This window comes from Leisingera sp. SA215 (genome assembly GCF_055902035.1).
In genome coordinates this window covers 434,083-457,187 of record NZ_JBVVXU010000001.1, presented here as the reverse complement: position 1 = coordinate 457,187, position 23,105 = coordinate 434,083, and the positions used below count along the sequence as shown (strand labels likewise).

Sequence of the window (23,105 nt, the reverse complement as noted above, 5' to 3'; positions counted from 1 at the left end):
TCAACTGCCCGGTAAAATTTCTTGCTGCGGATTAACTATAAACCAATCTTTAACATCCGCACCGTGAAGTGGGTATACCAGTTTTCTGTTGCAATGTTCTCCCTTTGATCCCATAAGGAACAAGAGGTGAACAAAGCAGTGATTGCCGCACGCCCCGGTGTGTGACACATAGAAAGGGACAAGGGACTATGGCGGATCTTTTGACCATGAAAAATAAAGTAAGCGGTGACAAGCAAAAGGCGCTCGACAGCGCGCTTGCGCAAATTGAGCGGCAGTTCGGCAAGGGCTCGATCATGAAGCTCGGCGATGGCACCGCCTTGCAGGAGATCGAGGCCAGCTCGACCGGCTCTTTAGGGCTGGACATCGCGCTGGGGATTGGCGGTCTGCCGATGGGGCGGATTGTTGAAATCTACGGGCCGGAGAGTTCCGGCAAGACAACGCTGACGCTGCATTGCATTGCGGAACAGCAGAAAAAGGGCGGTGTTTGTGCTTTTGTCGATGCGGAGCACGCGCTGGATCCCCAGTATGCGGCCAAGCTGGGTGTCGATCTGGATGAGCTGCTGATTTCCCAGCCCGATACCGGCGAACAGGCGCTGGAAATCACTGACACGCTGGTGCGTTCGGGTGCGGTCAACATGGTGATTGTCGACTCGGTTGCCGCACTGACCCCCAAGTCCGAGCTTGAGGGCGATATGGGCGACAGCAGTGTCGGCGTGCAGGCCCGCCTGATGAGCCAGGCAATGCGCAAGCTGACCGGCTCGATCAGCCGTTCCAAGTGCATGGTGATTTTCATCAACCAGATCCGCATGAAGATCGGCGTTATGTTCGGCTCGCCCGAAACCACCACCGGCGGCAACGCGCTGAAGTTCTATTCCTCCGTCCGCCTGGACATCCGCCGCATCGGTGCGATCAAGGACCGGGACGAGGTGGTCGGCAACTCGACCCGTGTCAAAGTGGTGAAAAACAAGGTGGCGCCGCCGTTCAAGCAGGTGGAGTTCGACATCATGTATGGCGAAGGCATCTCGAAAATGGGGGAGCTGCTGGATCTGGGCGTGGCGGCCGGTGTCGTCAATAAGTCCGGGGCCTGGTTCTCTTACGGGGATGAACGGATCGGGCAGGGGCGTGAAAACGCCAAGACCTTCCTGCGGGACAACCCGGCGATTGCTTTTGATATCGAAGACAAGATCCGCGCCTCGCACGGGTTGGAATTCGACCGTCCGGATGTGGGTGGCACAGACGATATCCTCGAGGCCTAAGCGCCGGATAATTTGATCGGATCTTGGAAAAACGGGGGCGTGGCGCAAGCTACGCCCTTTTTCATGGGAGACGCGGCTTCGCGCTGTAGACAGTGCGCCGGCTGGGGGGTAAACCTGCCCGGAACGCTTATTTTAAGCCCGCAAGAGATCCTGTATATGCCGACGCTCAACGATATCCGCTCAACCTTTCTGAACTACTTTGCCAAACAGGGGCACGAAGTGGTGGATTCCAGCCCGCTGGTGCCGCGCAACGACCCCACCCTGATGTTCACCAACTCAGGCATGGTACAGTTCAAGAACTGTTTTACCGGGGTTGAGAGCCGCGATTACAAGCGCGCGACCACCTCGCAGAAATGCGTGCGCGCCGGCGGCAAGCACAATGATCTGGACAATGTGGGCTATACCGCACGCCACCACACATTTTTCGAGATGCTCGGCAACTTCTCCTTTGGCGACTATTTCAAGCACGAGGCAATCCCTTTTGCCTGGGAGTTGATCACCAGAGAACTCGACGTTCCCAAGGACAGGCTTTACACCACCGTCTACCACACTGACGATGAAGCCTTTGAAATCTGGAAGAAGATCGGGGTGCCGGAGGACCGGATCATCCGGATCGCAACCTCTGACAACTTTTGGCAGATGGGCGATACCGGCCCTTGCGGTCCTTGCACAGAAATCTTCTATGATCACGGCGATCATATTTGGGGCGGCCCTCCGGGTTCGGCTGAGGAAGACGGTGACCGTTTCATCGAGATTTGGAACCTCGTTTTCATGCAGAACGAGAAGTTCGCCGACGGCTCGATGGTTGATCTGGAGATGCAGTCGATCGACACCGGCATGGGGCTGGAGCGAATTGCCGCGCTGCTGCAAGGCACCCATGACAACTATGAGACCGATCTGTTCAAATCGCTGATCGAAGCTTCGGCAAATGTGACCAACTCGGATCCGTTCGGGGATCAGAACGTGCATCACCGGGTGATCGCGGATCATCTGCGGTCCTGCTCTTTCCTGATTGCCGAAGGCGTGCTGCCCTCGAATGAAGGCCGCGGCTATGTTTTGCGCAGAATTATGCGCCGCGCGATGCGCCATGCATCGCTGCTGGGCGCCTCCGATCCCGTGATGCACAAGCTGGTGCCCGCGCTGGTTCAGAAGATGGGCGCGGCCTATCCGGAACTTGGCCAGGGCCAGGCGCTGATCGAAGAGACCTTCGAGCAGGAAGAAACCCGTTTTCTCAGGACATTGGACCGTGGCCTGAAGCTGCTGGATGATGCCTCGGGCGACCTGGGCAAGGGCGATGTCCTGCCCGGAGAAACTGCGTTTAAACTCTATGACACTTATGGCTTTCCGCTCGATTTGACGCAGGACGCGCTGCGTGCCAAAGAAATTGAGGTCGACATCGAGGGTTTCGATGCGGCGATGAAAGCGCAAAAGGAGAAATCCCGCGCTGGTGGAATCGGCCTGGGTGAAGCGGCGGATGTGAAGGTGTACTTCGACATTCTCGATGCAGTCGGGCCAACGGAATTCCTGGGCTACGAGACCGAAAATGCCGAAGGCCAAGTTGATGCGATCGTCAAGGATGGCGCGCAGGTTCAATCGGCTGCCAAGGGCGAAACGGTTCAGATCATCCTGAACCAAACGCCGTTTTATGGTGAAAGCGGCGGTCAGGTCGGCGACAGCGGCGTGCTGACCGTCGAAGGCGGCGCGGCCCGGATTACCGACACCAAAAAGGTAGAAGGGTTGTTCCTGCACATCGCCGAAGTGACTGAAGGCAAAATTGCCGTTGGCCTTGGTGCGGCCATGGAGGTCGATCACAAGCGCCGCAGCCGGATCCGTGCCAACCACTCGGCCACTCACCTGCTGCATGAGGCGCTGCGCAATGCGCTGGGGGAGCATGTGGCCCAAAAGGGATCGCTCAACGCCGCTGACCGCCTGCGTTTTGATTTCAGCCACAATAGGGCTATGAGCGCTGTTGAACTGAAGAGGGTCGGTGCAGAAGTAAATGATTTCATTCGCCAAAACACTACTGTTTCGACCCGGATCATGACCCCGGATGATGCGCGGGGCCTTGGCGCGCAGGCGCTCTTCGGCGAGAAATACGGGGATGAAGTGCGGGTCGTTTCCATGGGGCGGGCGGCAACTGGCAAGGGCCACAATGGCGACACGTATTCGATAGAATTGTGCGGTGGCACCCATGTCAAGCAGACAGGCGATATCGGTACCTTTGTGATCCTTGGCGACAGTGCGTCCTCGGCTGGTGTGCGGCGGATTGAGGCGCTCACCGGTGCCGCAGCGTTTGAGCATCTGGAGCGCGAAGCAGGCCGGATGGCAGAGATCGCCACAACTTTGAAAACGCAGCCCGCGGATGTCATGGACCGTCTCAAGGCGATGATGGATGAGCGCAAGGCGCTGCAGAACGAGATTTCGAACCTCAAACAGCAGGTTGCGATGGGCGGCGGTTCTGGAAATGCTGCTGATGCCAAGCAGATTGGCGGCAAGATGTTCCTGGCCCAGGCTTTGAAGGGAGTGTCCGGTAAAGACCTGCGCGGCCTCATTGATGCACATAAGCAGAACATCGGCTCCGGTGTGATCCTGCTGATCGCAGAGGAGGATGGCAAGGTTGCTGTGGCCGCCGGCGTGACCGACGATCTGACTGGCCAAATCTCGGCTGTGGACGTGCTGAAAGCGGCTGTTCCGGCCGTGGGTGGCAAAGGCGGCGGCGGCCGTCCGGATTTGGCCCAGGGCGGCGGCAAGGATTTCTCTGGCGCTGACGAGGCGATCAAGGCAGCCGAGGCCATACTGGCTGGTTGACCATTTGGTCAAAAAACACTTGGTCTTTCCGGCAAATCGCCTAATCTGCCGGAAATATCATAACTTGGGAGGCTCCGATGCCTGCACTCTGGATTGCACATGTCACCGTTACCGATGCTGATGCCTACGGTAAATATGCCGAACTGGCGGGGCCTGCCATTGCCAAGCACGGCGGCACCTTTGTTGCCCGCGGCGGGCGTTTCGTGCAGCTGGAGGGAAAGGAGCGACCGCGCAATGTGGTTGCCAGATTTCCAAGTGTCGACGCCGCAGTCGATTGTTATCACAGCCCGGAGTACCAAGAGGCGCTGAGCCACGCGCGCGGTGCGTCCGAGCGGGAACTGATGGTGGTGGAAACCTCCGAATAGCGATCACCGCTTTTGCGGACATGCTGAAGCGCCGCGCCGGCCAGAGCCGGGTGGCGTGCATGGGTGTGCGACCTGCGCGGGGGCATGAAGTTCTGACACCATAAACTGCGGATGTATCGGCAGCGGGTCTTTGCGGCGATCATGCCAAAGAGGGCAAACGCGCTGTAGCCTTGATCCAGGCCGAACATCTGCCGGTGATTGCCGCGCTTGCCGGACTGAAGATTTTGCAGCCAGCGCAGCTGCGCCGGAACTTTGCCGTTTCAGGGATCAATCTGGCGGCTTTGCGCAAAGCCAAACTGCAAATCGGGAGTGCTGTTTTGCGTGTGACGGGCCCCTGTCCGGCCTGTTCGCGGATGGAAGAGGTGCTGGGCCATGGTGGCTATAACGAGATGCGCGGGCATGGCGGTTGCTACGCCGAAGTCGTCGAGCCGGGCAGGGTGGCCTTGGGGGACAGCGGCACAGCAATGATTTAGGCGGAATAAAAAACGGCGGCAGAAGTCTCTGCCGCCGTTTGATTATTATCAGGCGTTGGCCTTGGCCATCCGCTTACGTTCATGCGGGTCCAGATAGCGCTTGCGCAGGCGTATGGAGTTCGGTGTCACCTCGACCAGTTCGTCGTCATTGATGTAGGCAATCGACTCTTCCAGCGACAGTGTCACCGGGGTCGTCAGACGCACCGCGTCATCGGTGCCAGAGGCGCGAACGTTGGTCAATTTTTTACCTTTCAGCGGGTTCACTTCCAGGTCGTTTTCGCGGGAATGTTCGCCGATGATCATACCGGTGTAGACGTCGGCCTGAGCGCCGATCATCATCTTGCCGCGTTCTTCCAGGTTCCATAGCGCAAACGCAACCGAAGTGCCGTTCTCCATAGAGATCAGCACACCTGCGCGGCGGCCCGGGATTGCACCCTTGTGCGGGGTCCAGCCATGGAACACGCGGTTCAGAACGCCGGTACCGCGGGTGTCGGTCAGGAATTCGCCGTGATAGCCGATCAGGCCGCGCGACGGCACGTGGGCGATGATGCGGGTCTTACCTGCGCCTGCGGGCTTCATCTCGACCAGTTCACCTTTGCGGGTGCCGGTCAGCTTTTCGATCACCGCGCCGGAGTATTCGTCGTCCACGTCAATGGTGGCTTCTTCGACCGGCTCCATGCGGACGCCGTCAACTTCCTTCATGATCACCTGCGGGCGCGAAATTGAAAGCTCGAACCCTTCGCGGCGCATGTTTTCAATCAGAACGCCCATCTGCAGTTCACCGCGGCCCGAAACCTCAAAGGCCTCGCCGCCAGGGGTGTCGGCGATCTTGATCGCGACGTTGCTTTCGGCCTCTTTCATCAGGCGGTCTCGGATGACGCGCGACTGGACTTTTTTGCCGTCACGGCCGGCCAGAGGGCTGTCGTTTATGCCAAAAGTCACAGTGATGGTGGGCGGATCGATCGGCTGGGCGTCCAGCGGTTCATCCACGGCGAGGGCGCAGATGGTGTCGGCCACGGTTGCCTTTGCCATGCCGGCGATGGAGACGATGTCGCCCGCCTGCGCTTCTTCGATGTCCTGCTGGGACAGGCCGCGGAACGCCTGGATGCGGGTCACGCGGAACTGCTCGATCTTCTGGCCGATGCGGGTGAGTGCCTGAACGGTTGCGCCGACCTTCAGTTTGCCGGATTCGACGCGGCCAGTCAGCAGGCGGCCTACAAAGGGATCGCTGCCCAGAGTGGTGGCCAGCATCCGGAAGTCATCGTCCTGCTGTTTGATCTGCTTTGGTTCCGGCACGTGGTTCACGATCAGGTTGAACAGCGCGTGCAGGTCCTTGCGGGGGCCGTCCAGGTCCGCGTCGGCCCAGCCGGAACGGCCGGAGGCGTACATGTGTGGAAAGTCCAGCTGGTCTTCGCTTGCTTCGAGTGAGGCAAACAGGTCAAAACATTCGTCGAGCGCGCGGTCGGGCTCGGCGTCCGGCTTGTCGACTTTGTTCAATACCACGATCGGGCGCAGGCCCAGGGCCAGCGCCTTGGAAGTCACGAATTTGGTCTGCGGCATCGGGCCTTCGGCGGCGTCCACCAGCAGCACCACCCCGTCGACCATCGACAGGATCCGCTCAACTTCGCCGCCGAAATCGGCGTGGCCAGGGGTGTCGACGATGTTGATACGGGTGCCGTTCCACTCGACCGAGGTGGGTTTGGCAAAAATGGTAATGCCGCGCTCGCGCTCCAGATCGTTGCTGTCCATGGCGCGTTCCGCCACAGCCTGATTTTCGCGGAAGGCGCCGGATTGTTTCAGCAGCTCGTCGACCAGAGTGGTTTTGCCGTGGTCAACGTGAGCAATGATCGCAATGTTGCGCAAGTCCATGAAGTTCGCCTTTGTAAGGAAGTTGGGCCGCGCATAGCCCGAACCCGGTACAAAGGCCAGAGGAAATGCGTCCAAAGGCGCCGCAAATGCGGATCAATGGGCGGAAGACTTGGAAAACAGATGAATGATAACGATGCCGGACATGATCAGCACCATGCCGATCACGGCTGGAAGATCAAGCTTCTGGCCAAAGGCAAAGAAAGCAATCACAGCGATCAGCAGGATGCCAAGCCCGGACCAGATCGCATAGACGATACCCACCGGCATGAATTTAAGCGTCAGCCCCATCATATAGAAAGAGAAGGCATAAGCGACCAGAACAATCAGCGACGGCCCCAGCTTGCTGAACTGCTGGCTGGCCTGCAGGGCCGTAGTGCCAATGGTTTCTGCTGCAACCGCGATAATCAGGTAGAAGTAGTGAACCGGCATCTCTGCCTCCGTGTGCGCGTTTTGCCCAGCCTCTGGCGGAGCCGTGTTGCTTTCTCCGGTACCGTATTCAAAGCAAGGCAGGAAGTCTTAATGCGTCGCAGAATGCCTTGTTTTCGGCCGCCGCGTCTGTGAACAGATGACTGTGCGAAGAAACGCCGTGCGCCGACGTTGGGCAGTATTAGGAGATCGTTCCAATTATTGCAATCGGTGTGGGAGAAAGAACCCGAGAGCAGCTTGTTTCAAGGCGCGCAAAAAGTGCCGTCAGATTGCCTGAAGAGCCTGACGCCTACCCGGGTGCCGTGCCCCGCATATGCGCTAATCCGTTGCTATGCCGGATGAAGGGGGGGCATTGTGCTGCACGCTATTTCTCTGGCGGCACTGTTCCCCAGTCTGCTGTCAAAGGCGCCCGGTTTCCCTGAACCATGGTTCGATCATGGCCCGAACAGAACACCAAACGTTTGGTGCGCCGAGGTTGACCTTTTTGCCAACCCGCGCGTCGAGTTGCGGCAGGTTCACGTCATAATCGACCCAGCTGCCGCCGCCGTTCAGCAAGTTAAGCATTACCGGTTGAACCCGGTCAATGGCTTTGGCGAACACAGCGTCAGTGGTTTCCGCCGCTTCGAATTCGCCCCAGATGGCCCGCATCGGCACGCCTTGGTCGGCGGGCAGTAGGCCAAACAGGCGGTCTGCGGCAGATTCCTCCTTGGCAGCGAGCGCCTTTAGGGCTGCGGGATCAAATACGCCGTGGATCGGCGTATCGCCTGCATCGATTTCGACGAGGTCATGCAGCAGCAGCATTTGCAGCACCCGGTCAAGATCAAGAGGGGCTGCGCTGTGCTCTGCGAGAACCCAGGCGTAAAGCATGATGTGCCAGCTGTGTTCGGCCGAGTTTTCGTGCCGGGAACCATCCCCCAACATGGAGGCGCGGGTGACTAACTTCAGCTTGTCTGCTTCATTCAGAAAGAGCAGACGGGCGGTCAGCCGGCTGCAGTCAAAGCCAGTACCCTCATCCAGCAGGGCCAGCGCAAGGTGGTAGGCTTCGGGGAATTCCTGCTTTAGCGCTGCAGCGCGCCCGCCGTTCAGGTTTTGCCGGACCACATCGACATGCCAATCCAGCGGTTTGACGCCGCAGAGCGTTTGAAAAATCGGCTGGCAATGGTCCACCCGTTTGGCAAATCGCGCATCGGGGCTGTCCGCAGCCTCAAATTCCTGCCATAGCTCTAGGAATTCAGCGCCCTGATCCTCGGGCAGTAAGCAGAACAGGCGTTTGGCGGCGGCTTGCTCTGCCTGTGCTACCGCGCCCCAATCGACATTATCTGTAATCGGGTGGTCGCCGGCGTCAATTTCGACCAGATCATGCAGCAGCAGCATCCGGATCGCGCGGAAAATATCCACGTCCGGCGATGCAAACGGGGCCAGGACCAGCGCATAAAGCGCCAGATGCCAGCTGTGTTCAGCCGAATTTTCGCGTCGGCTGCAATCAATGATCAGGTTTTGGCGGTCAATGCGGCGAAGCTTGTCCGCTTCCAGCAGGAAGGCGAATTGTGCGTCCAGCCGGCCGTTCATGCTTCGCCCTTTGCTTCAAGCTGCTCTTGAATTTCGCTGACTTTCTGATTGAGAAACTCGCGCGCCTTGCGTTCGGCCAGACGCACGCGCATTTCTGTCAGAAACGCTTCTTCCAGCGACTGGGAGGCGGCGCCCAAAACCTGGCCCACCTCCACATACAGCCGGTCTTCGCCGCTGGCGTCCTGCACTTTGATCGTATCGACCGCCAGTTTTTGGGCCAGCGTCTCGATCGAGCTCATCAGCGGGTGTTCTCCGTCAGGCGGCGCTTCACGTAATCGGACACATCGCTGATCATCGTGTCCATATGGGGCTCCTGAAAGAAGTGATCCGCACCCTCGATCTCATTGTGAGTGATGGTGATCCCTTTCTGCTCATGCAACTTGCCAACCAGATTGGCGGTATCCGCAGGCGGCGCCACACGGTCTGAGGTGCCGTTGATGATCAGGCCGGAAGACGGGCAGGGCGCCAGGAAGGAAAAGTCATACATATTGGCTGGCGGCGCAACCGAAATGAAGCCTGTGATCTCCGGACGGCGCATCAAGAGCTGCATGCCGATCCAGGCGCCAAAGGAGAAGCCCGCAACCCAGCAATGCTTGGAATTGGTGTTCATCGACTGCAGGTAATCGAGCGCCGACGCCGCATCCGACAGTTCGCCCACGCCCTGGTCGTATTCGCCCTGACTGCGGCCGACGCCGCGGAAATTGAACCGCAGAACGGTGAAGCCCATGTTGTAGAATGCATAGTGGAGATTGTAGACCACCTTGTTGTTCATGGTGCCGCCGAATTGCGGATGCGGGTGCAGCACGATGGCGATCGGGGCGTCTTTTTCTTTTTGCGGGTGATAGCGGCCTTCGAGGCGGCCTTCGGGTCCAGGAAAGATGACCTCGGGCATGGGTGGTTCAAATCCTACTCTCGTTCTCGCGACTGCCGGCAGAAAACTTGACGGGTTCCGACGGGCATCTTAGAACAGTTCTAATCAAGGGCGCTGGCCTCGCCATACACCGTCAGGCTGAGATACGCACAGACGCGGGGAAGGTCAATGTTTTCGCACTCCCGCCCTGGTTTCGAGGGGTAAATTATGAAGCTTTCCACCAAAGGGCGCTATGCAATGGTCGCACTGGCGGATATCGCGCTGCAGCCGCAGGGCAATTTGGTGCCGCTGGGAGACATTTCCAAGCGCCAGGATATTTCGCTGCCGTATCTGGAGCAGTTGTTTGTCAAGCTGCGCCGTGCGGGGCTGGTCGAGTCGGTGCGCGGCCCTGGCGGCGGTTACCGGCTGGCGATGATACCGTCGGAGATCCGGGTGGTCGATGTGCTGTCTGCCGTGGATGAAACGGTTGATGCGATGCACAAAGGGGCAGGAGCTTCGGGCGCGTTGTCCGGCAGCCGGGCGCAATCTTTGACCAACCGCCTTTGGGAGGGGCTGAGCGCGCATGTTTATGTGTTTCTGCACCAGACCCGCCTGTCGGATGTCATTAAGAACGATCTGGCGCCATGTCCGGCAGTGCCGAACCTGTTTGCTGTCGTGGATGATTGAGGTGCCAGGAATACGCTTTCCTCATCTGCCCGGTTTCGGCGTGCACGCCGCACAATTTATGCGGGAAAGCTTTGCGAAGTGCTGCGAGGCAGCGTATGAGGCAGCAGCGATCCGCAAAAAGATGACTCTATGACTCGCGTTTATCTTGATCATAACGCCACTGCCATCCTGCGTCCCGAGGCGCGGGCTGCAATGATTGCGGCGATGGATGTTTGCGGCAACCCGTCGTCGGTGCATGCTGAAGGCCGCGCTGCCAAGGCGCTGGTTGAGAAGGCACGGGCGCAGGTTGCCGCTGCTTTTGGCGCGGATGGGGCGGATATCGTGTTTACCTCTGGCTCCACGGAAGGTGCCTCGTTGGCTTTGGCGGGCCGCGGACTGCATGGTGCCGCAGTGGAGCATGATGCGGTGCGGGCCTGGACCATGGAGGATCTTGAAGTAAGCGCTCAAGGGACGGTCAGGGTCACCGATCCCGCAGCCTGCACAGTGCAATTGGCCAATTCCGAAACCGGTATAGTGCAGCACCTGCCTCAGGGGCTGGCTGTGACTGATGCGACTCAGGCTTTTGGAAAAATGCCGGTGGCTTTCAACTGGCTGGGCGCGCAAATGGCGCTGATTTCAGCGCATAAATTCGGCGGGCCCAAGGGTATCGGCGCTGTTGTGATCAAACGCGGTACGGATCTGCCTGCCCAGATCAAGGGTGGCGGCCAGGAAATGGGCCGCCGGTCGGGCACCGAAAATGTCATTGGAATCGCAGGTTTGGGCGCCGCAGCTGAAGCTGCGGAAAAAGATCTGGCAAATGGTGTCTGGGACAGGGTTGCGGAACTTAGAAATATTCTAGAGAAGGCGCTTGTGTCTGGCGCAAGCCATACTATTTTTGTCGGGAAGGATCAGAAGCGGCTGCCGAACACATTGTGTTTTGCTACACCGGGCTGGAAGGGCGAAACCCAGGTCATGCAGATGGATCTGGCGGGATTTGCCATCAGCGCGGGCAGCGCCTGCTCCAGCGGCAAGGTGCGCGCCAGCGCGGTGTTGACCGCAATGGGATATGACGAGGCCACGGCATATAGCGCAATCCGCGTGTCGCTGGGGCCGCAGACAAAAGAAGAAGACGTGCTGCGCTTTGCCGATGCGTGGCTGCAAAAAGAACAGAAACATCGCGCCCGCGCGGCGTGAGTGAGGAGATGACAATGGCCGCTTTGGACCAGACCCAAGTCAAGGAAGGTGTTGACCAGGAAACCGTGGACGCCGTCCGCGAGGTTGGCGGTGCTTACAAATACGGCTGGGAAACCGATATTGAGATGGAATACGCCCCCAAAGGGCTGACCACGGATATTATCCGGCTGATTTCTGAAAAGAATGAAGAGCCCGAATGGATGCTGACCTGGCGGCTGGAGGCGTACGAGCGCTGGCTGCAAAAGGAAGAACCCACCTGGGCGATGGTCGACTATCCGGAAATCGATTTCCAGGATCAGTATTACTATGCCCGCCCGAAATCGATGGAAGTGAAGCCGAAATCGCTGGATGAGGTCGACCCCAAGCTGCTGGCGACCTATGAAAAGCTGGGTATCCCGCTGAAAGAACAGATGATTCTGGCTGGCGTCGAAGGCGCTGAAAATGCGCCCGCCGAGGGCCGCAAAGTGGCCGTGGATGCTGTTTTCGATTCGGTTTCTGTTGGCACCACCTTCCAGAAAGAGCTCAAAGAAGCAGGTGTTATCTTCTGCTCGATCTCCGAAGCCATCCGCGAACATCCAGAGCTGGTCAAGAAATACCTCGGCACCGTGGTTCCTGTTTCTGACAACTTCTACGCCACGCTGAACTCTGCTGTGTTCTCGGATGGTTCTTTTGTCTACGTGCCGCCGGGTGTGCGTTGCCCGATGGAACTGTCGACCTATTTCCGCATTAATGCGGAAAACACCGGCCAGTTTGAACGCACGCTGATCATTGCCGATAAAGGCAGCTATGTCAGCTACTTGGAAGGCTGTACCGCACCGGCGCGCGATATCGCCCAGCTGCACGCCGCAGTGGTCGAAATCATCATCGAAGAAGATGCCGAGGTGAAATACTCCACCGTCCAGAACTGGTATCCGGGCGATGAGAACGGCAAGGGCGGCATTTACAACTTCGTCACCAAACGCGCCGATTGCCGCGGTGACCGCGCCAAGGTGATGTGGACCCAGGTTGAAACCGGTTCTGCCGTAACCTGGAAATACCCCTCCTGCATCCTGCGCGGCAATGAAAGCCAGGGCGAGTTCTATTCGATCGCCATCGCCAACAACATGCAGCAGGCTGATACCGGCACGAAAATGGTGCACCTAGGTAAAAACACTAAATCCCGCATCGTGTCCAAGGGGATCTCTGCGGGCAAGGCGCAGAACACGTACCGTGGTCTGGTGTCGATGCACCCCAAGGCCAAGAACAGCCGCAACTACACTCAGTGCGACTCGCTTCTGATTGGCGATAAATGCGGCGCGCACACGGTTCCCTATATCGAGGTCAAGAACAACTCCTCCCGCGTGGAGCATGAGGCGACGACGTCCAAGGTGGACGACGACCAGCTGTTCTACTGCCGCCAGCGCGGCATGGACGAGGAAGAGGCAGTTGCTCTGGTGGTCAACGGTTTCTGCAAAGACGTCCTGCAGGCGCTGCCGATGGAGTTCGCCATGGAAGCGCAGCAACTGGTAGCGATCTCGCTGGAAGGCTCGGTCGGCTAAAGGCCGGCCCTTGGGGTGCCGTTACAAGGAAGCAACAGCATGATCGTCACAACCACACCAAACGTCGAAGGCTACCAGATCGCCGAATACAAAGGCATCGTGGTGGGCGAGGCGATCATGGGCGCCAATGTGGTGCGCGATGTTTTCGCATCGATCACCGATATCGTCGGTGGCCGCTCCGGGGCTTATGAAAGCAAGCTGCAGGATGCCCGTGAAACGGCCTTGGCGGAGCTGGAAGACCGTGCTCGGGACAAGGGCGCCAATGCCGTTGTGGGCGTGGATCTGGACTACGAAGTGGTTGGGCAGTCCATGCTTATGGTTTCGGCCAGCGGCACCGCTGTGGTGCTGGGCTAAGGGGCCGGGCTATGGCAAAAGACGAACAGATCATCGTGCGCCCGCAGCTTACTCTGCCGCCTGAAGAGGCCGACTGGGTTCGCAGCCATTACCGGGATGCAGGTGTCATTCTGGAGTATGGCAGCGGCGGCTCGACCGTTCTGGCGTCTGAGCTGAGCGGAAAAAAAATCTTTTCCGTCGAGTCCGACAAAATGTGGTACCGCATGATGAAGCGGTATCTGCGTCAGGCTGGCAGCAAGTCGGAAGTGCATCTGCACCATGCCAATGTCGGCAAGACCGGCAAATGGGGCAGGCCGTTAAACAATGATATGTGGCGGCGCTTTCATCAGTATCCCAATACGATCTGGGACCTGCCGCACTTCGAGGCACCGGACCTGGTGCTGATTGACGGACGGTTCCGGGCCGCCTGCTTCCTGACTGTCATGCTGCGGACGGAGAAGCCTGTAACCGTGCTGTTTGACGATTATGCCGGACGGGCATTGTACAATCAGGTCGAAAAATGGGTGAAGCCGGTTGAGATCCGCGGCCGCATGGCCCGGTTCGAACTGCTTGCCAACGAACTTCCGCGTCAGGATCTGACACAGATTCTTACGCTTTACACAAAAACCTTCTAGGCGCCAACGGCTGCCGGAACAGTACTATGCGAGAGGCAAAAATGCTCGAAATCAAAAACTTGCACGTCAAGCTTGAAGATGAGGATAAGCAAATCCTGAAGGGCGTCGACCTTAAGGTCGAAGCAGGCAAGGTGCATGCCATCATGGGGCCGAACGGTTCGGGCAAATCCACCCTGTCCTATGTGCTGTCGGGCCGCGACGGCTATGAGGTCACTGACGGCTCAGCTGAGCTGGAAGGTGCGGACATCCTGGAGATGGAACCGGAAGAACGCGCCGCAGCCGGCATGTTCCTGGCGTTCCAGTACCCGGTGGAAATCCCCGGTGTCGGCAATATGACCTTCCTGCGCACCGCGGTGAACGCACAGCGCAAAGCCCGCGGTGAGGAAGAGTTGTCGGCTTCCGACTTTCTGAAAATCATCCGCGCCAAAGCCAAGACCCTCAAGATCGACGCTGAAATGCTGAAGCGCCCGGTTAATGTCGGCTTCTCCGGCGGTGAGAAGAAGCGCAACGAGATCCTGCAGATGGCGATGCTGGAGCCGAAGCTGTGTATCCTTGATGAAACAGACTCGGGCCTCGACGTGGACGCGATGAAGCTGGTGGCCGAAGGCGTGAACGCCCTGCGCGACGAGGGCCGCGGCTTCCTGGTGATCACCCACTATCAGCGTCTTCTGGACCACATCAAACCGGACGTGGTTCACATCCTGGCGGGCGGCCGTATCGTCAAAACCGGCGGTCCTGAGCTGGCGCTTGAAGTCGAGAACAACGGTTACGCCGGCATCTTGGCAGAGGAGGCGTAAATGGCCCTGCCCGAAGTCAAGCAAAGCGCAACCGAGGCGCGGCTGTCCGCGCTGACCCTGCCGGAAAGCGGCTGCCTGACGGCAGCCCGGCAGGCAGCGCTGTCGCGGGTCCAAACCATGGGTCTGCCCAGCCGTCGTGATGAGTACTGGAAATACACCCGCCCCGAAACACTGGTTCAGGCTGAGGCAGTCAAAGCCGCGGTGTTTACTGCGGATGAGACACCGATGTTCAGCGATTTCGAGCGTCTGAATATTGTTTTTGTCGATGGTGTCTTTGACGCTGAAGCCTCTGATGATTTGGCGATGGAAGGTGTGACCATCGACCGGATCGAGGACATCTGCTGCAAAGATATTCATTGGGCCAAGGACTTGTACGGTGTTCTTGAAGCGCGCGGGCAAACCCCGGTGGAACGCCCTCTGGCGGCTTTGAATACTGCTTTTGCCACGGATGGCGTTGCCATCCGGGTGACTGGCAAGGTGTCCAAACCGATCAACTTCACCTATGTGCACTCGGATGAGAGCTCTGACGCGATCCTGCATCACGTGGTTCGCGTCGAAACGGGCGCCGAAGTGACGATCTTGGAAAATGGCCCTGCGGCCTCGCGCTTTAACAAGTGCGCGGAGATCGACATTGCGGACGGCGGCAAGCTGCATCTGGTACGTGCGCAAGGCCGGGACCACGAGCGCCGTGCGGCAACGCATCTGTTTGCCCGCCTTGGCTCCGAGTCTGTGTTCAAGTCTTTCACTCTGACCGTGAACGGCGTGCTGACCCGTGACGAGGCGGTGATTGAACTGACCGGCGATGACGCGGTCGCGCATATTGCAGGCGCATGCGTTGGCGATGGAGATTTCCACCACGACGACACGGTTTTCGTTACCCATGACGCGGTGAATTGCGAAAGCCGCCAGGTTTTCAAAAAGGTGCTGCGAAACGGTGCAACCGGCGTGTTCCAGGGGAAAATCCTGGTAAAAGAAGGCGCGCAAAAGACGGATGGGTATCAGATTTCCCAATCCTTGCTGCTGGACGGAGACAGCCAGTTCCTGGCCAAGCCGGAATTGGAGATCTATGCTGATGACGTCGCCTGCTCGCACGGGTCGACCTCTGGTGCGATCGACGAAGAAGGTCTGTTCTATTTGCGCTCGCGCGGTGTTCCGCACGCCGAGGCGACCGATCTGATGACACTGGCCTTCCTGGCCGAAGCAGTGGAAGAGATCGAGGACGCGGAAATCGCGGCCGACATCGTTTCCCGCCTCGAAGGCTGGCTGGCCCGGCGCCGCTGATGTCCGTCACCACGGATATCCCGGCGACCTATAAGGGGCCGCGCAAGGTGTTTGCGCGGCTTCTGGACATGGGCGCGCGCGAAGACCGGCTGCTGATTTTCGTGCTCAGCGGCTGTGTGCTGACCTTTGTGGCGCAGATGCCGAGGCTGGCGCGCGAGGCGCATCTAAGCGGCCAGGACCTGAATATGCTTTTGGGCGGGTCACTGCTGGGCATCGTCTTCATCGCGCCGCTGATCTTATACGTTCTGGCATTGGCGGCGCATTGGATCGCCCGCGCTGCAGGCGGGAAGGGTGAGGCCTATTGCGCCCGGCTGGCGCTGTTCTGGACCTGTCTGGCAGCCAGTCCGCTGATGCTGCTGAATGGGCTGGTCGCAGGGTTTATCGGAGCGGGACCCGCCTTGAACCTGGTGGGGGCGCTGTGGTGTGCAGTCTTTCTGTGGTTTTGGGTGTCCGGCATGATCCAAGGGTATTGGGTAAATCAATGAACGCACTGGCCGCCTTTGCCCTGCTGACGGTGAAATCGCCGCGAGATGCTGCGCAGCAGATCCTGGCACAGGATTGGCCGCGCGAGGCCCTATGGACAGGCTTTCTGCTGTCTGTGGTGCTGAATACTTGTGTCTATACTTTGCAGCAAGTGCTGTTTCCGCTGCCGCCTGAGGTTCTGATACCAAGGTTTGCGCCTGGTGCCTATTTCGCGGTTATTCTGGTGCTGCAATTCAGCTTCATTGCCATGCTTGCAACCACCGGCCGATGGCTGGGCGGTCAGGGAAGTCTGGCAGCTCTGCTTGCACTGGTGACCTGGCTCCAGTTGCTGCAGGCGGGTCTTAACGCTGCTGTTGTCGCGATGCTCCTGGTTTTGCCGGCCCTGGCTGCCCTGCTGAATATTGCGGCGAACATCATGGTGTTCTTCATCCTCTTGCACTTCGTGAATTCGGCGCACAAATTCGGCTCTGTGTGGCGATCGCTTGGGGTCGTTTTGATGGCCAGCATGATCCTGGTGTTTGCCCTTCTCTTTATCGTGGGCCTGATCGGTCCAGCCAATCTGGGACTTCCCGAACATGTATGACGTGGAAAAAATCCGTGCCGACTTCCCGATCCTTGCACGGCAGGTGAACGGCAAGCCGTTGACCTATCTCGACAACGGTGCGTCTGCGCAGAAGCCGCAGGTGGTGATTGACGCGGTAACACGCGCCTATGCCGAGGAGTATTCCAACGTTCATCGTGGCTTGCACTTCCTTTCTAACCTGGCGACGGAGAAATACGAGGCCGTGCGCGGGACTATTTCCCGCTTCCTGAATGCAGGTGATGAGAACACCATCGTGCTGAACTCTGGCACAACTGAGGGCATCAATCTGGTCGCATATGGCTGGGCAATGCCGCGGTTCGAGGCCGGGGATGAGATCATCCTGTCGGTAATGGAGCATCATGCCAACATTGTGCCCTGGCATTTCCTGCGCGAACGGCAGGGTGTGGTGCTGAAATGGGTCGACGTGGCTGATGATGGTAGCCTGGATCCGCAGAAAGTTATCGACGCGATTACCCCCAAGACCAGGCTGATTGCAGTCACGCAATGCTCCAACGTGCTGGGCACTGTGGTGGATGTGAAGGCCATTACTCAGGGTGCCCATGCCAAGGGCGTGCCGGTACTGGTCGACGGCTCGCAAGGGGCGGTGCATATGCCGGTGGACGTACAGGATATCGGCTGCGACTTTTACGCCATCACCGGCCATAAGCTTTACGGTCCGTCCGGCTCGGGTGCGATCTATATCAAACCCGAACGCATGGCGGAAATGCGCCCCTTCATCGGCGGCGGCGACATGATCAGGGAAGTTTCTAAGGAGCAGATCATCTACAACGACCCGCCGATGAAATTCGAGGCCGGAACACCCGGCATCGTGCAGACCATCGGCCTGGGCGTTGCGCTGGAATACATGATGGAGCTTGGCATGGACAACATTGCCAAGCACGAGGGCGGGCTGCGCGACTATGCACTGGAGCGGCTGACCGGGTTGAATTGGATCAACGTGCAGGGACAAGCACCTGGCAAGGCGGCGATTTTCAGCTTTACAATGGAAGGGGCCGCCCATGCGCATGACATTTCGACGATCCTCGACAAAAAGGGCGTTGCGGTGCGCGCCGGCCACCACTGTGCCGGCCCGCTGATGGATCACCTGGGTGTGTCCGCCACCTGCCGCGCGTCTTTTGGCCTTTATAACACCAAGGAAGAGGTCGACACGCTGATCGCTGCGCTGGAGCTGGCACACGATTTGTTTGCCTGATCCTATTATGCAACAAGACGAAAACGGCGCCCCCAGAGGCGCCGTTTTATGTTCAGGGGCAATAAGCCAGCCTTGGATCTTCTCCGTGCGCAGCGGGCAGCGCAGGTAGATGCCAAACTCCTTGCCCAGATCCCCAATTCCCTCACTGGCGGTCGCGGAAACGCTGGTTGTCCTCGGCAGGTAAGATTCCCTCGTGCCAGATATTCGAATGGATATAGAGCCCCTTGGCCCCGTCGCGGCAAAAGGCGACAATCTTGTCCAGCGGAAAGAACATTTGCCCGTCGCCCGGATGATAGGTCATGTGCTACAGCAGCACTTGGTTCCGCGGCGCGCTGGTACGTTTCAGCTGCGCCTGCTGCGGGTCAGCCGGCCAGCCCGGCACATTTTTGCCGTTGACCGCTACGTTCTCGCCGTAAAGTACATCGCCGCGCCATTTGCAGCGGAAGGTGCCCTCTACTCAGCCGCCTTTATCTCCGGTGCCCTCGTCAATCGGACGTCAGCCCTGGGTGGGCTATTGAATGTTGTCGATTTCAAAGGTGTCCGGATTCTCTACCAGGCAGCCATAGCCTTCGACGCAATCCTTGGTCGCCCGGACCAACAGCACCACATGCCAAGGCAGTGGGGGAACTTGCCTCAAAATGTACTCAGGCGGGCTCATAATGCGGAACCTCCTGCGGCCATGTGTTTGTCGACCATCCGTTGGACCATAGGCGCAAAGTGCCAGTAATCGGGCGTTTCCATATCAGCACGTTTGCCGGCGTCATCCAGATACCTGACAGCAATGATCTGCTTGAGGTTCGGGTTCTTTTCCAGTTCCGCTATCTCTTCCGCCCTCATTGGTCCGCCCTGCAGGTTCAAGGAGTGAATGGAAGCCGCTGATAGACGGTTTAAATATTCAGGTTTGGTGGCGCAAAGATAGCGTTTTGCCGCCACGTGGTAACGTACACAGTCGGTGATCACAGACGGGAAGAACTGTTCCAGCACCTTGGCGCCGGCCTCCTCGTGAAATCGGTCTTTGGTGTCATCCATGGAGAATGTTCCGAACTCGCTTGTGAAATGGCCGATATCGTGGAGAAGCGCCCCCACGATGATCTCTTCCGGCTGACCGTTGGCTTCCGCGATGGTGGCACCCTGCAGCATATGCTCGGTCATGGTGACAGTTTCACCAAGGTATTCCTCATCACCGCGGCGGTCAAAGATATCGCCAATGAAGGCGGCAATGTTGTCCTGGGTCAGCGTGCTGAAATCCGGCTTGCTCATTGTTCAGCCCTCCAACCGGGCGTTCAGAACGTTCAAGGTCGACAGAAGCCCATCCTTGTCGGCGTAGCATCCCTGCAGCCAGCGCGAGCCGGAACCGGAGTAGCCGAGGCGTGCGTGCATCACCCGGGTGTTGTCTACGATAAAGCTTTCACCCGGTTCCAGCTTGAAGGAAACGCCCATGTCCGGATCGTCTATGAGTTCACCCAGCCGGCGGTAGGCGGTGTAATAGGCCTCCATCATTTCAAACGGAACATCCACAAACGGGGCCGAAGACCGGTTGTTGAACCGCACACCGATCATTTCGCCGTCAGGCGACAATTCAATCATCGGGCGGCGCGAGCGAAGATGCACGCCATCAGAGCTCTTGTACTCGAACCGCGCCGGGTATCCGGCCAGCAAGGCAAAGGCTTCGGGGTTTTCGTCGCGCAGGCGTTCAGCGGCGCGGAAACCGTCTACCACAATGCTGTCACCGCCTTCAGCCGAGTTCTCTAAGCAGTAAAGGATCTGAAGGGACGGCACCGGGTCGCGGTAGGGGTTGTCGGTATGGGCTTGCAGGCCCAGGCCGGTAAAGGCCAGGTTGGTCGGGTTCACCTCAGTGCGGACTTCGAAATACTTGCCGTAGTTGGTCTCGCGGACAAAGCCGAACATTGCTGCGCATTCAATCACCGCGCCTTCGGCTACCGGGCCGTTCGCCAGCTTGGCAAAGCCGAACCGGACGATGGTGTCCAGCCAGTCACGTTTGACTTCCGGATCCGTCTGTAGGGTGTTCCAATCGAAGGTTGGGGCGGGCTGGCTGCTGCACCAGGTTTCAACGCCCGGCGCCAGGCGGCCAAATCCAGTTTCTTTTTCAACGTCGTAAGCGTGTGACTTCAACCAAACTGCAGGGAAAGTCACGGTCTTGCCTTCGGGTGCGAAGGTCACTGTCAGGGTGTCGCTTTCCACCAATGCGGTGCTGATCCTGGTGTCCGCGGGTATGCCGCCGATAGTGATCAGGCGCTGGCCGTTGCCCGGTGCGCGGGTTTCGGGATCCAGAGCATTATCGCGCAGCCATATCGCGTGGAAGCGGCTCTCTTGGCCGTCCTCAAAAGTCAGGGTCAGAAAACTGCCGGAAGTGTCAACGGTTACGGAACGGGGCATGGGATCTCTCCGGTTGGCTTGGTTCTTCCTTGCGTTGATACAGAGGCTGAGCCATCAAGAGAACGACGGATATTAAGGTGTTAGAGTTAGGTTTTCTTATGGCTAAGAAGGCAATCAAACAGGGCTTACCGCCGCTTGACTGGCTGAAGGTGTTTGAAGCAGCTGGACGGCTTGGCAGTTTCACAGCTGCGGCAGAAGAGTTCGGTGCCACACAGGCCGCGGTCAGCCAACGGATCCGCAACCTGGAAAACTGGCTGGGCAGGCAACTGTTTCTTCGCTCAGCGCGTGGAGTTTCTCTGACTGTGGAAGGGGAAAGTTACCTGCCGCTGGTGCACGATTCCCTGCGATCTCTGGAGCAAGGCACCGAGAACCTGTTTGGCCAAACTGTCCGCGAACTGCGCATTGCGGGCCTTCCATCGCATCTGGAAATGCTACTGCTTCCACGGCTTGAAGCGTTTTCAAAGGCCTGGCCGGAACTTCATCTGGTCATCGAAACGGTGCCAAAACGACTGGATTACAACGCCGTCGACAGCGCCTTACATCTCCGTTATGGCCGCGGGGGCTGGGGACGGCGGGAGGAGGTTCTCCTGGCCAATGAGGTGCTTCAGCCGATGACTGCGCAAGGGCGGGCTGAAGAGTGGCGCCAGCTGCCAGTGATAGAATTGCGCGGTGAGCGGCCGGGCTGGACGGAATGGGCCCGGGTAACGGGGGAGGCTGAACCGGAAACCGGTCCGGTTTCCGTTGATTCTATGGCGCATGCACTCCTTGCCGCCCGGCTTGGCATGGGTGTTGTACTGGGGTCTAAGGCGTTGGCCGCAGATCTGCTGCGATCCGGGCAATTGGAATGTGCCCCGGCACCGGAACTGCAGACGATAGACGGTTATTGGCTGACCTGGCCGCCAAGTTTGGGAAAATCCAAGAGGCAAAGTGAAGTACTGGCGGCATTGACCGCCGCCTTGCGGCACTGAGAAACTTGCTGCCATTGAGGCGGCAGGTTACTCTCTTCAAACCGGGTACTCGCCGCTGATGGCAAAGTAGGCATCAAGCAGGGGACGGGCCCCACGCTTACTCAAAAAGGCGAAGCCGATGTTGCCATTTTTACGCCAGCGCGCCTCTACGGCAAATTCGCCGATTCCGGAAATCGTCACGGTTTGTATCTGTGCGAGCTCAAATGTGCTCTGACCCTCGGGGAGGGAGACTGCAAACCCCTGGTAGCTGATGTTGTAGAGGACTGCTTCGACCTGCGTATCAGAAAGGTTGATCACACACGGCAGGTTCCGGCTGAGACGGGGCGCCGTCGGAATTGGGTTCTTCGCGTAAGGACTGGAAGTTGCCATGCAGTCGCACCCTGAAATTACCGCCCATCAGGTATTGGTAGGCGAAAAGGGTTACGAAAGTATGAACTGTCGGCAAGAAGCCTGCGCGATATGTGGGAAATGGCGCACCTGAGAGGATTCGAACCTCTGGCCTCTGCCTTCGGAGGGCAGCGCTCTATCCAGCTGAGCTACAGGTGCGTCGTTGAAGCGGGGTATAACCGTGCATCGCTGCCTCTGCAACGGGAAAAAACGGCTGTTTACAATTTCATGAGCTCAGCTGCAGACACCCCAGATTAGCGTGCGTATTGAAACAAAAAAGCCCGCACCAGGATGTGCAGGCTTGCATTCTCGTAAAGAAACGGTGGTCAGCCGCGCCAAGTGCGAACCACGCCGCAATCCATATGCACGAAATTCGAACGCTGGTATTTACCGACACCGCCGGCATGACAGGCCTCGGCAGCCTTAGCCATTTGCGATACCGACCGCGAGGCCAGCCGCAGATCGGCGGCTTGGCCGCGCATATGCAGGGAGTTCTTGGCGACCCCGCGTGAGCGGCTGCGCAGCATTGCATTGGTTTTCGGGCTGCGGTAGCCGGACAACAGCATATACGGTTCGTTCACATCCAGCAGATTGTGCGAAGCGGCCATGATATCTATGGTGCGCAGGTCCATATCCTTGACTTGATCAGTCCGCCAATCGCGCATGAAGTGATTGACTTCCTTCACTGCATCTTTGATGTATTGGCCATCAATCCAATAAACCATGTCCAAGCGTTCACCAGTGCGGCCAGAGTACATGCGGATCCTGCGGATATCGCCGCCGCCGCGTAGAAAGCCTGCTGCGTTGGAAAAAGTCGGGGCTGCTGCCACTGCGGTTGCAGCAAACACACCCAAAAGAGAACGCCGGGAGATACCCGTGCCCGTGGTTTTCGCCATTTTCACTGCGCCGTCCCGTACGATTCTAGTCCTGCCTAATCGCCCGATGTTACGGGCTCGCCAACGGTCTTAGTTAACGTGCGGCATGTATGGCACAGCGTGATTCAGGTTCCAACAT

The 23,105-nt window shown here is 58.4% G+C and carries 24 protein-coding genes, 1 tRNA gene and 1 pseudogene; 15 read left to right on the top strand and 11 right to left on the bottom strand.

Annotated elements, in window-relative coordinates; translation table 11 throughout:
* Window positions 1–188: 188 nt before the first annotated feature.
* The 4 genes and pseudogenes from recA to AC0KW6_RS02165 form a co-directional block, all read left to right on the top strand.
* Window positions 189–1,256, top strand: a complete 1,068-nt coding sequence (gene recA, locus AC0KW6_RS02180; RefSeq protein WP_474033953.1) for a recombinase RecA — start codon at window positions 189–191, stop codon at window positions 1,254–1,256.
* A 156-nt stretch (window positions 1,257–1,412) separates the two neighbouring features.
* Window positions 1,413–4,064: an alanine--tRNA ligase gene (alaS, locus tag AC0KW6_RS02175; RefSeq protein WP_474033952.1), complete on the top strand. Its 2,652-nt coding sequence runs from the start codon at window positions 1,413–1,415 to the stop codon at window positions 4,062–4,064.
* 77 nt (window positions 4,065–4,141) lie between these two features.
* Window positions 4,142–4,429, top strand: a complete 288-nt coding sequence (locus AC0KW6_RS02170) for a DUF1330 domain-containing protein (protein ID WP_024089895.1) — start codon at window positions 4,142–4,144, stop codon at window positions 4,427–4,429.
* Window positions 4,430–4,587: 158 nt separating this feature from the next.
* Window positions 4,588–4,902: pseudogene (locus AC0KW6_RS02165) on the top strand (MOSC domain-containing protein); the annotation flags it as partial.
* A gap of 48 nt (window positions 4,903–4,950) precedes the next feature.
* On the opposite strand, the gene typA reads toward AC0KW6_RS02165, so the two are convergent.
* From typA to AC0KW6_RS02140, 5 genes are all read right to left on the bottom strand, one after another.
* Window positions 4,951–6,771: a translational GTPase TypA gene (gene typA / locus AC0KW6_RS02160; RefSeq protein WP_474033951.1), complete on the bottom strand. Its 1,821-nt coding sequence runs from the start codon at window positions 6,769–6,771 to the stop codon at window positions 4,951–4,953.
* A 93-nt stretch (window positions 6,772–6,864) separates the two neighbouring features.
* On the bottom strand, window positions 6,865–7,200 hold the full coding sequence (locus tag AC0KW6_RS02155) for a DMT family transporter (protein ID WP_323780600.1): 336 nt from the start codon (window positions 7,198–7,200) through the stop codon (window positions 6,865–6,867).
* Between the two features lie 396 nt (window positions 7,201–7,596).
* Complete coding sequence (locus AC0KW6_RS02150) at window positions 7,597–8,766, bottom strand: HD domain-containing protein (protein ID WP_474033950.1); 1,170 nt, start codon at window positions 8,764–8,766, stop codon at window positions 7,597–7,599.
* Window positions 8,763–9,005: a hypothetical protein gene (locus AC0KW6_RS02145; RefSeq protein WP_474033949.1), complete on the bottom strand. Its 243-nt coding sequence runs from the start codon at window positions 9,003–9,005 to the stop codon at window positions 8,763–8,765. The genes AC0KW6_RS02150 and AC0KW6_RS02145 overlap by 4 nt, the downstream gene beginning before the upstream one ends.
* Window positions 9,005–9,658 carry an alpha/beta hydrolase gene (locus AC0KW6_RS02140; RefSeq protein ID WP_024089900.1) on the bottom strand — a complete coding sequence of 218 codons (654 nt, stop codon included), beginning with the start codon at window positions 9,656–9,658 and terminating at the stop codon, window positions 9,005–9,007. The genes AC0KW6_RS02145 and AC0KW6_RS02140 overlap by 1 nt, the downstream gene beginning before the upstream one ends.
* A gap of 186 nt (window positions 9,659–9,844) precedes the next feature.
* Between AC0KW6_RS02140 and iscR the strand changes: the two genes are divergently transcribed.
* The 10 genes from iscR to AC0KW6_RS02090 all read left to right on the top strand — a co-directional run bounded on the left by iscR (window position 9,845) and on the right by AC0KW6_RS02090 (window position 18,339).
* A complete protein-coding gene (iscR, locus tag AC0KW6_RS02135; RefSeq protein WP_024089901.1) occupies window positions 9,845–10,303 on the top strand; it encodes a Fe-S cluster assembly transcriptional regulator IscR in 459 nt (152 codons plus the stop codon).
* Window positions 10,304–10,432: 129 nt separating this feature from the next.
* A complete protein-coding gene (locus AC0KW6_RS02130) occupies window positions 10,433–11,476 on the top strand; it encodes a cysteine desulfurase family protein (RefSeq protein WP_474033948.1) in 1,044 nt (347 codons plus the stop codon).
* Window positions 11,477–11,490: 14 nt separating this feature from the next.
* Window positions 11,491–13,014, top strand: coding sequence for a Fe-S cluster assembly protein SufB (sufB, locus tag AC0KW6_RS02125; RefSeq protein WP_474034211.1), 1,524 nt, complete (start codon window positions 11,491–11,493; stop codon window positions 13,012–13,014).
* Window positions 13,015–13,053: 39 nt separating this feature from the next.
* Entirely contained in the window at window positions 13,054–13,368 is a 315-nt protein-coding gene (locus AC0KW6_RS02120; RefSeq protein WP_024089904.1) for a heavy metal-binding domain-containing protein, read from the top strand.
* Between the two features lie 11 nt (window positions 13,369–13,379).
* Window positions 13,380–13,982, top strand: a complete 603-nt coding sequence (locus tag AC0KW6_RS02115) for a hypothetical protein (protein WP_323780610.1) — start codon at window positions 13,380–13,382, stop codon at window positions 13,980–13,982.
* Window positions 13,983–14,023: 41 nt separating this feature from the next.
* Window positions 14,024–14,779: a Fe-S cluster assembly ATPase SufC gene (gene sufC, locus AC0KW6_RS02110; protein WP_024089906.1), complete on the top strand. Its 756-nt coding sequence runs from the start codon at window positions 14,024–14,026 to the stop codon at window positions 14,777–14,779.
* On the top strand, window positions 14,780–16,060 hold the full coding sequence (locus AC0KW6_RS02105) for a SufB/SufD family protein (protein WP_323780613.1): 1,281 nt from the start codon (window positions 14,780–14,782) through the stop codon (window positions 16,058–16,060).
* The gene (locus AC0KW6_RS02100) at window positions 16,060–16,545 is read left to right on the top strand and encodes a YIP1 family protein (RefSeq protein ID WP_474033947.1); all 486 of its coding nucleotides are present in this window, start codon (window positions 16,060–16,062) and stop codon (window positions 16,543–16,545) included. The genes AC0KW6_RS02105 and AC0KW6_RS02100 overlap by 1 nt, the downstream gene beginning before the upstream one ends.
* Window positions 16,542–17,126 (top strand): YIP1 family protein, encoded by a 585-nt coding sequence (locus AC0KW6_RS02095; protein ID WP_323780618.1) that lies wholly within the window; start codon window positions 16,542–16,544, stop codon window positions 17,124–17,126. Before AC0KW6_RS02100 ends, AC0KW6_RS02095 begins: the two co-directional genes overlap by 4 nt.
* Window positions 17,119–18,339 carry a cysteine desulfurase gene (locus AC0KW6_RS02090; RefSeq protein ID WP_323780621.1) on the top strand — a complete coding sequence of 407 codons (1,221 nt, stop codon included), beginning with the start codon at window positions 17,119–17,121 and terminating at the stop codon, window positions 18,337–18,339. The genes AC0KW6_RS02095 and AC0KW6_RS02090 overlap by 8 nt, the downstream gene beginning before the upstream one ends.
* A 142-nt stretch (window positions 18,340–18,481) precedes the next feature.
* Here the strand turns inward: AC0KW6_RS02090 and AC0KW6_RS02085 are convergent, their stop codons facing one another.
* The 3 genes from AC0KW6_RS02085 to tmpA all read right to left on the bottom strand — a co-directional run bounded on the left by AC0KW6_RS02085 (window position 18,482) and on the right by tmpA (window position 20,736).
* Window positions 18,482–18,640: a cupin domain-containing protein gene (locus AC0KW6_RS02085; protein ID WP_323780623.1), complete on the bottom strand. Its 159-nt coding sequence runs from the start codon at window positions 18,638–18,640 to the stop codon at window positions 18,482–18,484.
* A gap of 353 nt (window positions 18,641–18,993) precedes the next feature.
* A complete protein-coding gene (gene tmpB / locus AC0KW6_RS02080) occupies window positions 18,994–19,599 on the bottom strand; it encodes a (R)-1-hydroxy-2-trimethylaminoethylphosphonate oxygenase (RefSeq protein ID WP_474033946.1) in 606 nt (201 codons plus the stop codon).
* A 3-nt stretch (window positions 19,600–19,602) separates the two neighbouring features.
* Complete coding sequence (tmpA, locus tag AC0KW6_RS02075; RefSeq protein ID WP_323784189.1) at window positions 19,603–20,736, bottom strand: 2-trimethylaminoethylphosphonate dioxygenase; 1,134 nt, start codon at window positions 20,734–20,736, stop codon at window positions 19,603–19,605.
* 98 nt (window positions 20,737–20,834) lie between these two features.
* Here tmpA and AC0KW6_RS02070 point away from each other — a divergent pair, with 98 nt between their 5' ends.
* A complete protein-coding gene (locus tag AC0KW6_RS02070) occupies window positions 20,835–21,704 on the top strand; it encodes a LysR family transcriptional regulator (protein WP_474033945.1) in 870 nt (289 codons plus the stop codon).
* 36 nt (window positions 21,705–21,740) lie between these two features.
* Here AC0KW6_RS02070 and AC0KW6_RS02065 read toward each other — a convergent pair whose 3' ends face one another.
* The 3 genes from AC0KW6_RS02065 to mepK all read right to left on the bottom strand — a co-directional run bounded on the left by AC0KW6_RS02065 (window position 21,741) and on the right by mepK (window position 22,987).
* Entirely contained in the window at window positions 21,741–22,073 is a 333-nt protein-coding gene (locus AC0KW6_RS02065) for a PilZ domain-containing protein (protein ID WP_323784185.1), read from the bottom strand.
* A 100-nt stretch (window positions 22,074–22,173) separates the two neighbouring features.
* Window positions 22,174–22,250, bottom strand: a tRNA-Arg gene (locus AC0KW6_RS02060).
* Window positions 22,251–22,417: 167 nt separating this feature from the next.
* Window positions 22,418–22,987, bottom strand: coding sequence for a peptidoglycan L,D-endopeptidase MepK (gene mepK, locus AC0KW6_RS02055; protein WP_474033944.1), 570 nt, complete (start codon window positions 22,985–22,987; stop codon window positions 22,418–22,420).
* Between the last annotated feature and the right edge of the window lie 118 nt (window positions 22,988–23,105).

Coding starts and splice junctions, on each gene's coding strand:
- recA (WP_474033953.1), top strand. CDS start 189: ATGGCGGATCTTTTGACCATGAAAAATAAAGTAAGCGGTGACAAGCAA.
- alaS (WP_474033952.1), top strand. CDS start 1,413: ATGCCGACGCTCAACGATATCCGCTCAACCTTTCTGAACTACTTTGCC.
- AC0KW6_RS02170 (WP_024089895.1), top strand. CDS start 4,142: ATGCCTGCACTCTGGATTGCACATGTCACCGTTACCGATGCTGATGCC.
- typA (WP_474033951.1), bottom strand. CDS start 6,771: ATGGACTTGCGCAACATTGCGATCATTGCTCACGTTGACCACGGCAAA.
- AC0KW6_RS02155 (WP_323780600.1), bottom strand. CDS start 7,200: ATGCCGGTTCACTACTTCTACCTGATTATCGCGGTTGCAGCAGAAACC.
- AC0KW6_RS02150 (WP_474033950.1), bottom strand. CDS start 8,766: ATGAACGGCCGGCTGGACGCACAATTCGCCTTCCTGCTGGAAGCGGAC.
- AC0KW6_RS02145 (WP_474033949.1), bottom strand. CDS start 9,005: ATGAGCTCGATCGAGACGCTGGCCCAAAAACTGGCGGTCGATACGATC.
- AC0KW6_RS02140 (WP_024089900.1), bottom strand. CDS start 9,658: ATGCCCGAGGTCATCTTTCCTGGACCCGAAGGCCGCCTCGAAGGCCGC.
- iscR (WP_024089901.1), top strand. CDS start 9,845: ATGAAGCTTTCCACCAAAGGGCGCTATGCAATGGTCGCACTGGCGGAT.
- AC0KW6_RS02130 (WP_474033948.1), top strand. CDS start 10,433: ATGACTCGCGTTTATCTTGATCATAACGCCACTGCCATCCTGCGTCCC.
- sufB (WP_474034211.1), top strand. CDS start 11,491: ATGGCCGCTTTGGACCAGACCCAAGTCAAGGAAGGTGTTGACCAGGAA.
- AC0KW6_RS02120 (WP_024089904.1), top strand. CDS start 13,054: ATGATCGTCACAACCACACCAAACGTCGAAGGCTACCAGATCGCCGAA.
- AC0KW6_RS02115 (WP_323780610.1), top strand. CDS start 13,380: ATGGCAAAAGACGAACAGATCATCGTGCGCCCGCAGCTTACTCTGCCG.
- sufC (WP_024089906.1), top strand. CDS start 14,024: ATGCTCGAAATCAAAAACTTGCACGTCAAGCTTGAAGATGAGGATAAG.
- AC0KW6_RS02105 (WP_323780613.1), top strand. CDS start 14,780: ATGGCCCTGCCCGAAGTCAAGCAAAGCGCAACCGAGGCGCGGCTGTCC.
- AC0KW6_RS02100 (WP_474033947.1), top strand. CDS start 16,060: ATGTCCGTCACCACGGATATCCCGGCGACCTATAAGGGGCCGCGCAAG.
- AC0KW6_RS02095 (WP_323780618.1), top strand. CDS start 16,542: ATGAACGCACTGGCCGCCTTTGCCCTGCTGACGGTGAAATCGCCGCGA.
- AC0KW6_RS02090 (WP_323780621.1), top strand. CDS start 17,119: ATGTATGACGTGGAAAAAATCCGTGCCGACTTCCCGATCCTTGCACGG.
- AC0KW6_RS02085 (WP_323780623.1), bottom strand. CDS start 18,640: ATGACCTATCATCCGGGCGACGGGCAAATGTTCTTTCCGCTGGACAAG.
- tmpB (WP_474033946.1), bottom strand. CDS start 19,599: ATGAGCAAGCCGGATTTCAGCACGCTGACCCAGGACAACATTGCCGCC.
- tmpA (WP_323784189.1), bottom strand. CDS start 20,736: ATGCCCCGTTCCGTAACCGTTGACACTTCCGGCAGTTTTCTGACCCTG.
- AC0KW6_RS02070 (WP_474033945.1), top strand. CDS start 20,835: ATGGCTAAGAAGGCAATCAAACAGGGCTTACCGCCGCTTGACTGGCTG.
- AC0KW6_RS02065 (WP_323784185.1), bottom strand. CDS start 22,073: ATGGCAACTTCCAGTCCTTACGCGAAGAACCCAATTCCGACGGCGCCC.
- mepK (WP_474033944.1), bottom strand. CDS start 22,987: ATGGCGAAAACCACGGGCACGGGTATCTCCCGGCGTTCTCTTTTGGGT.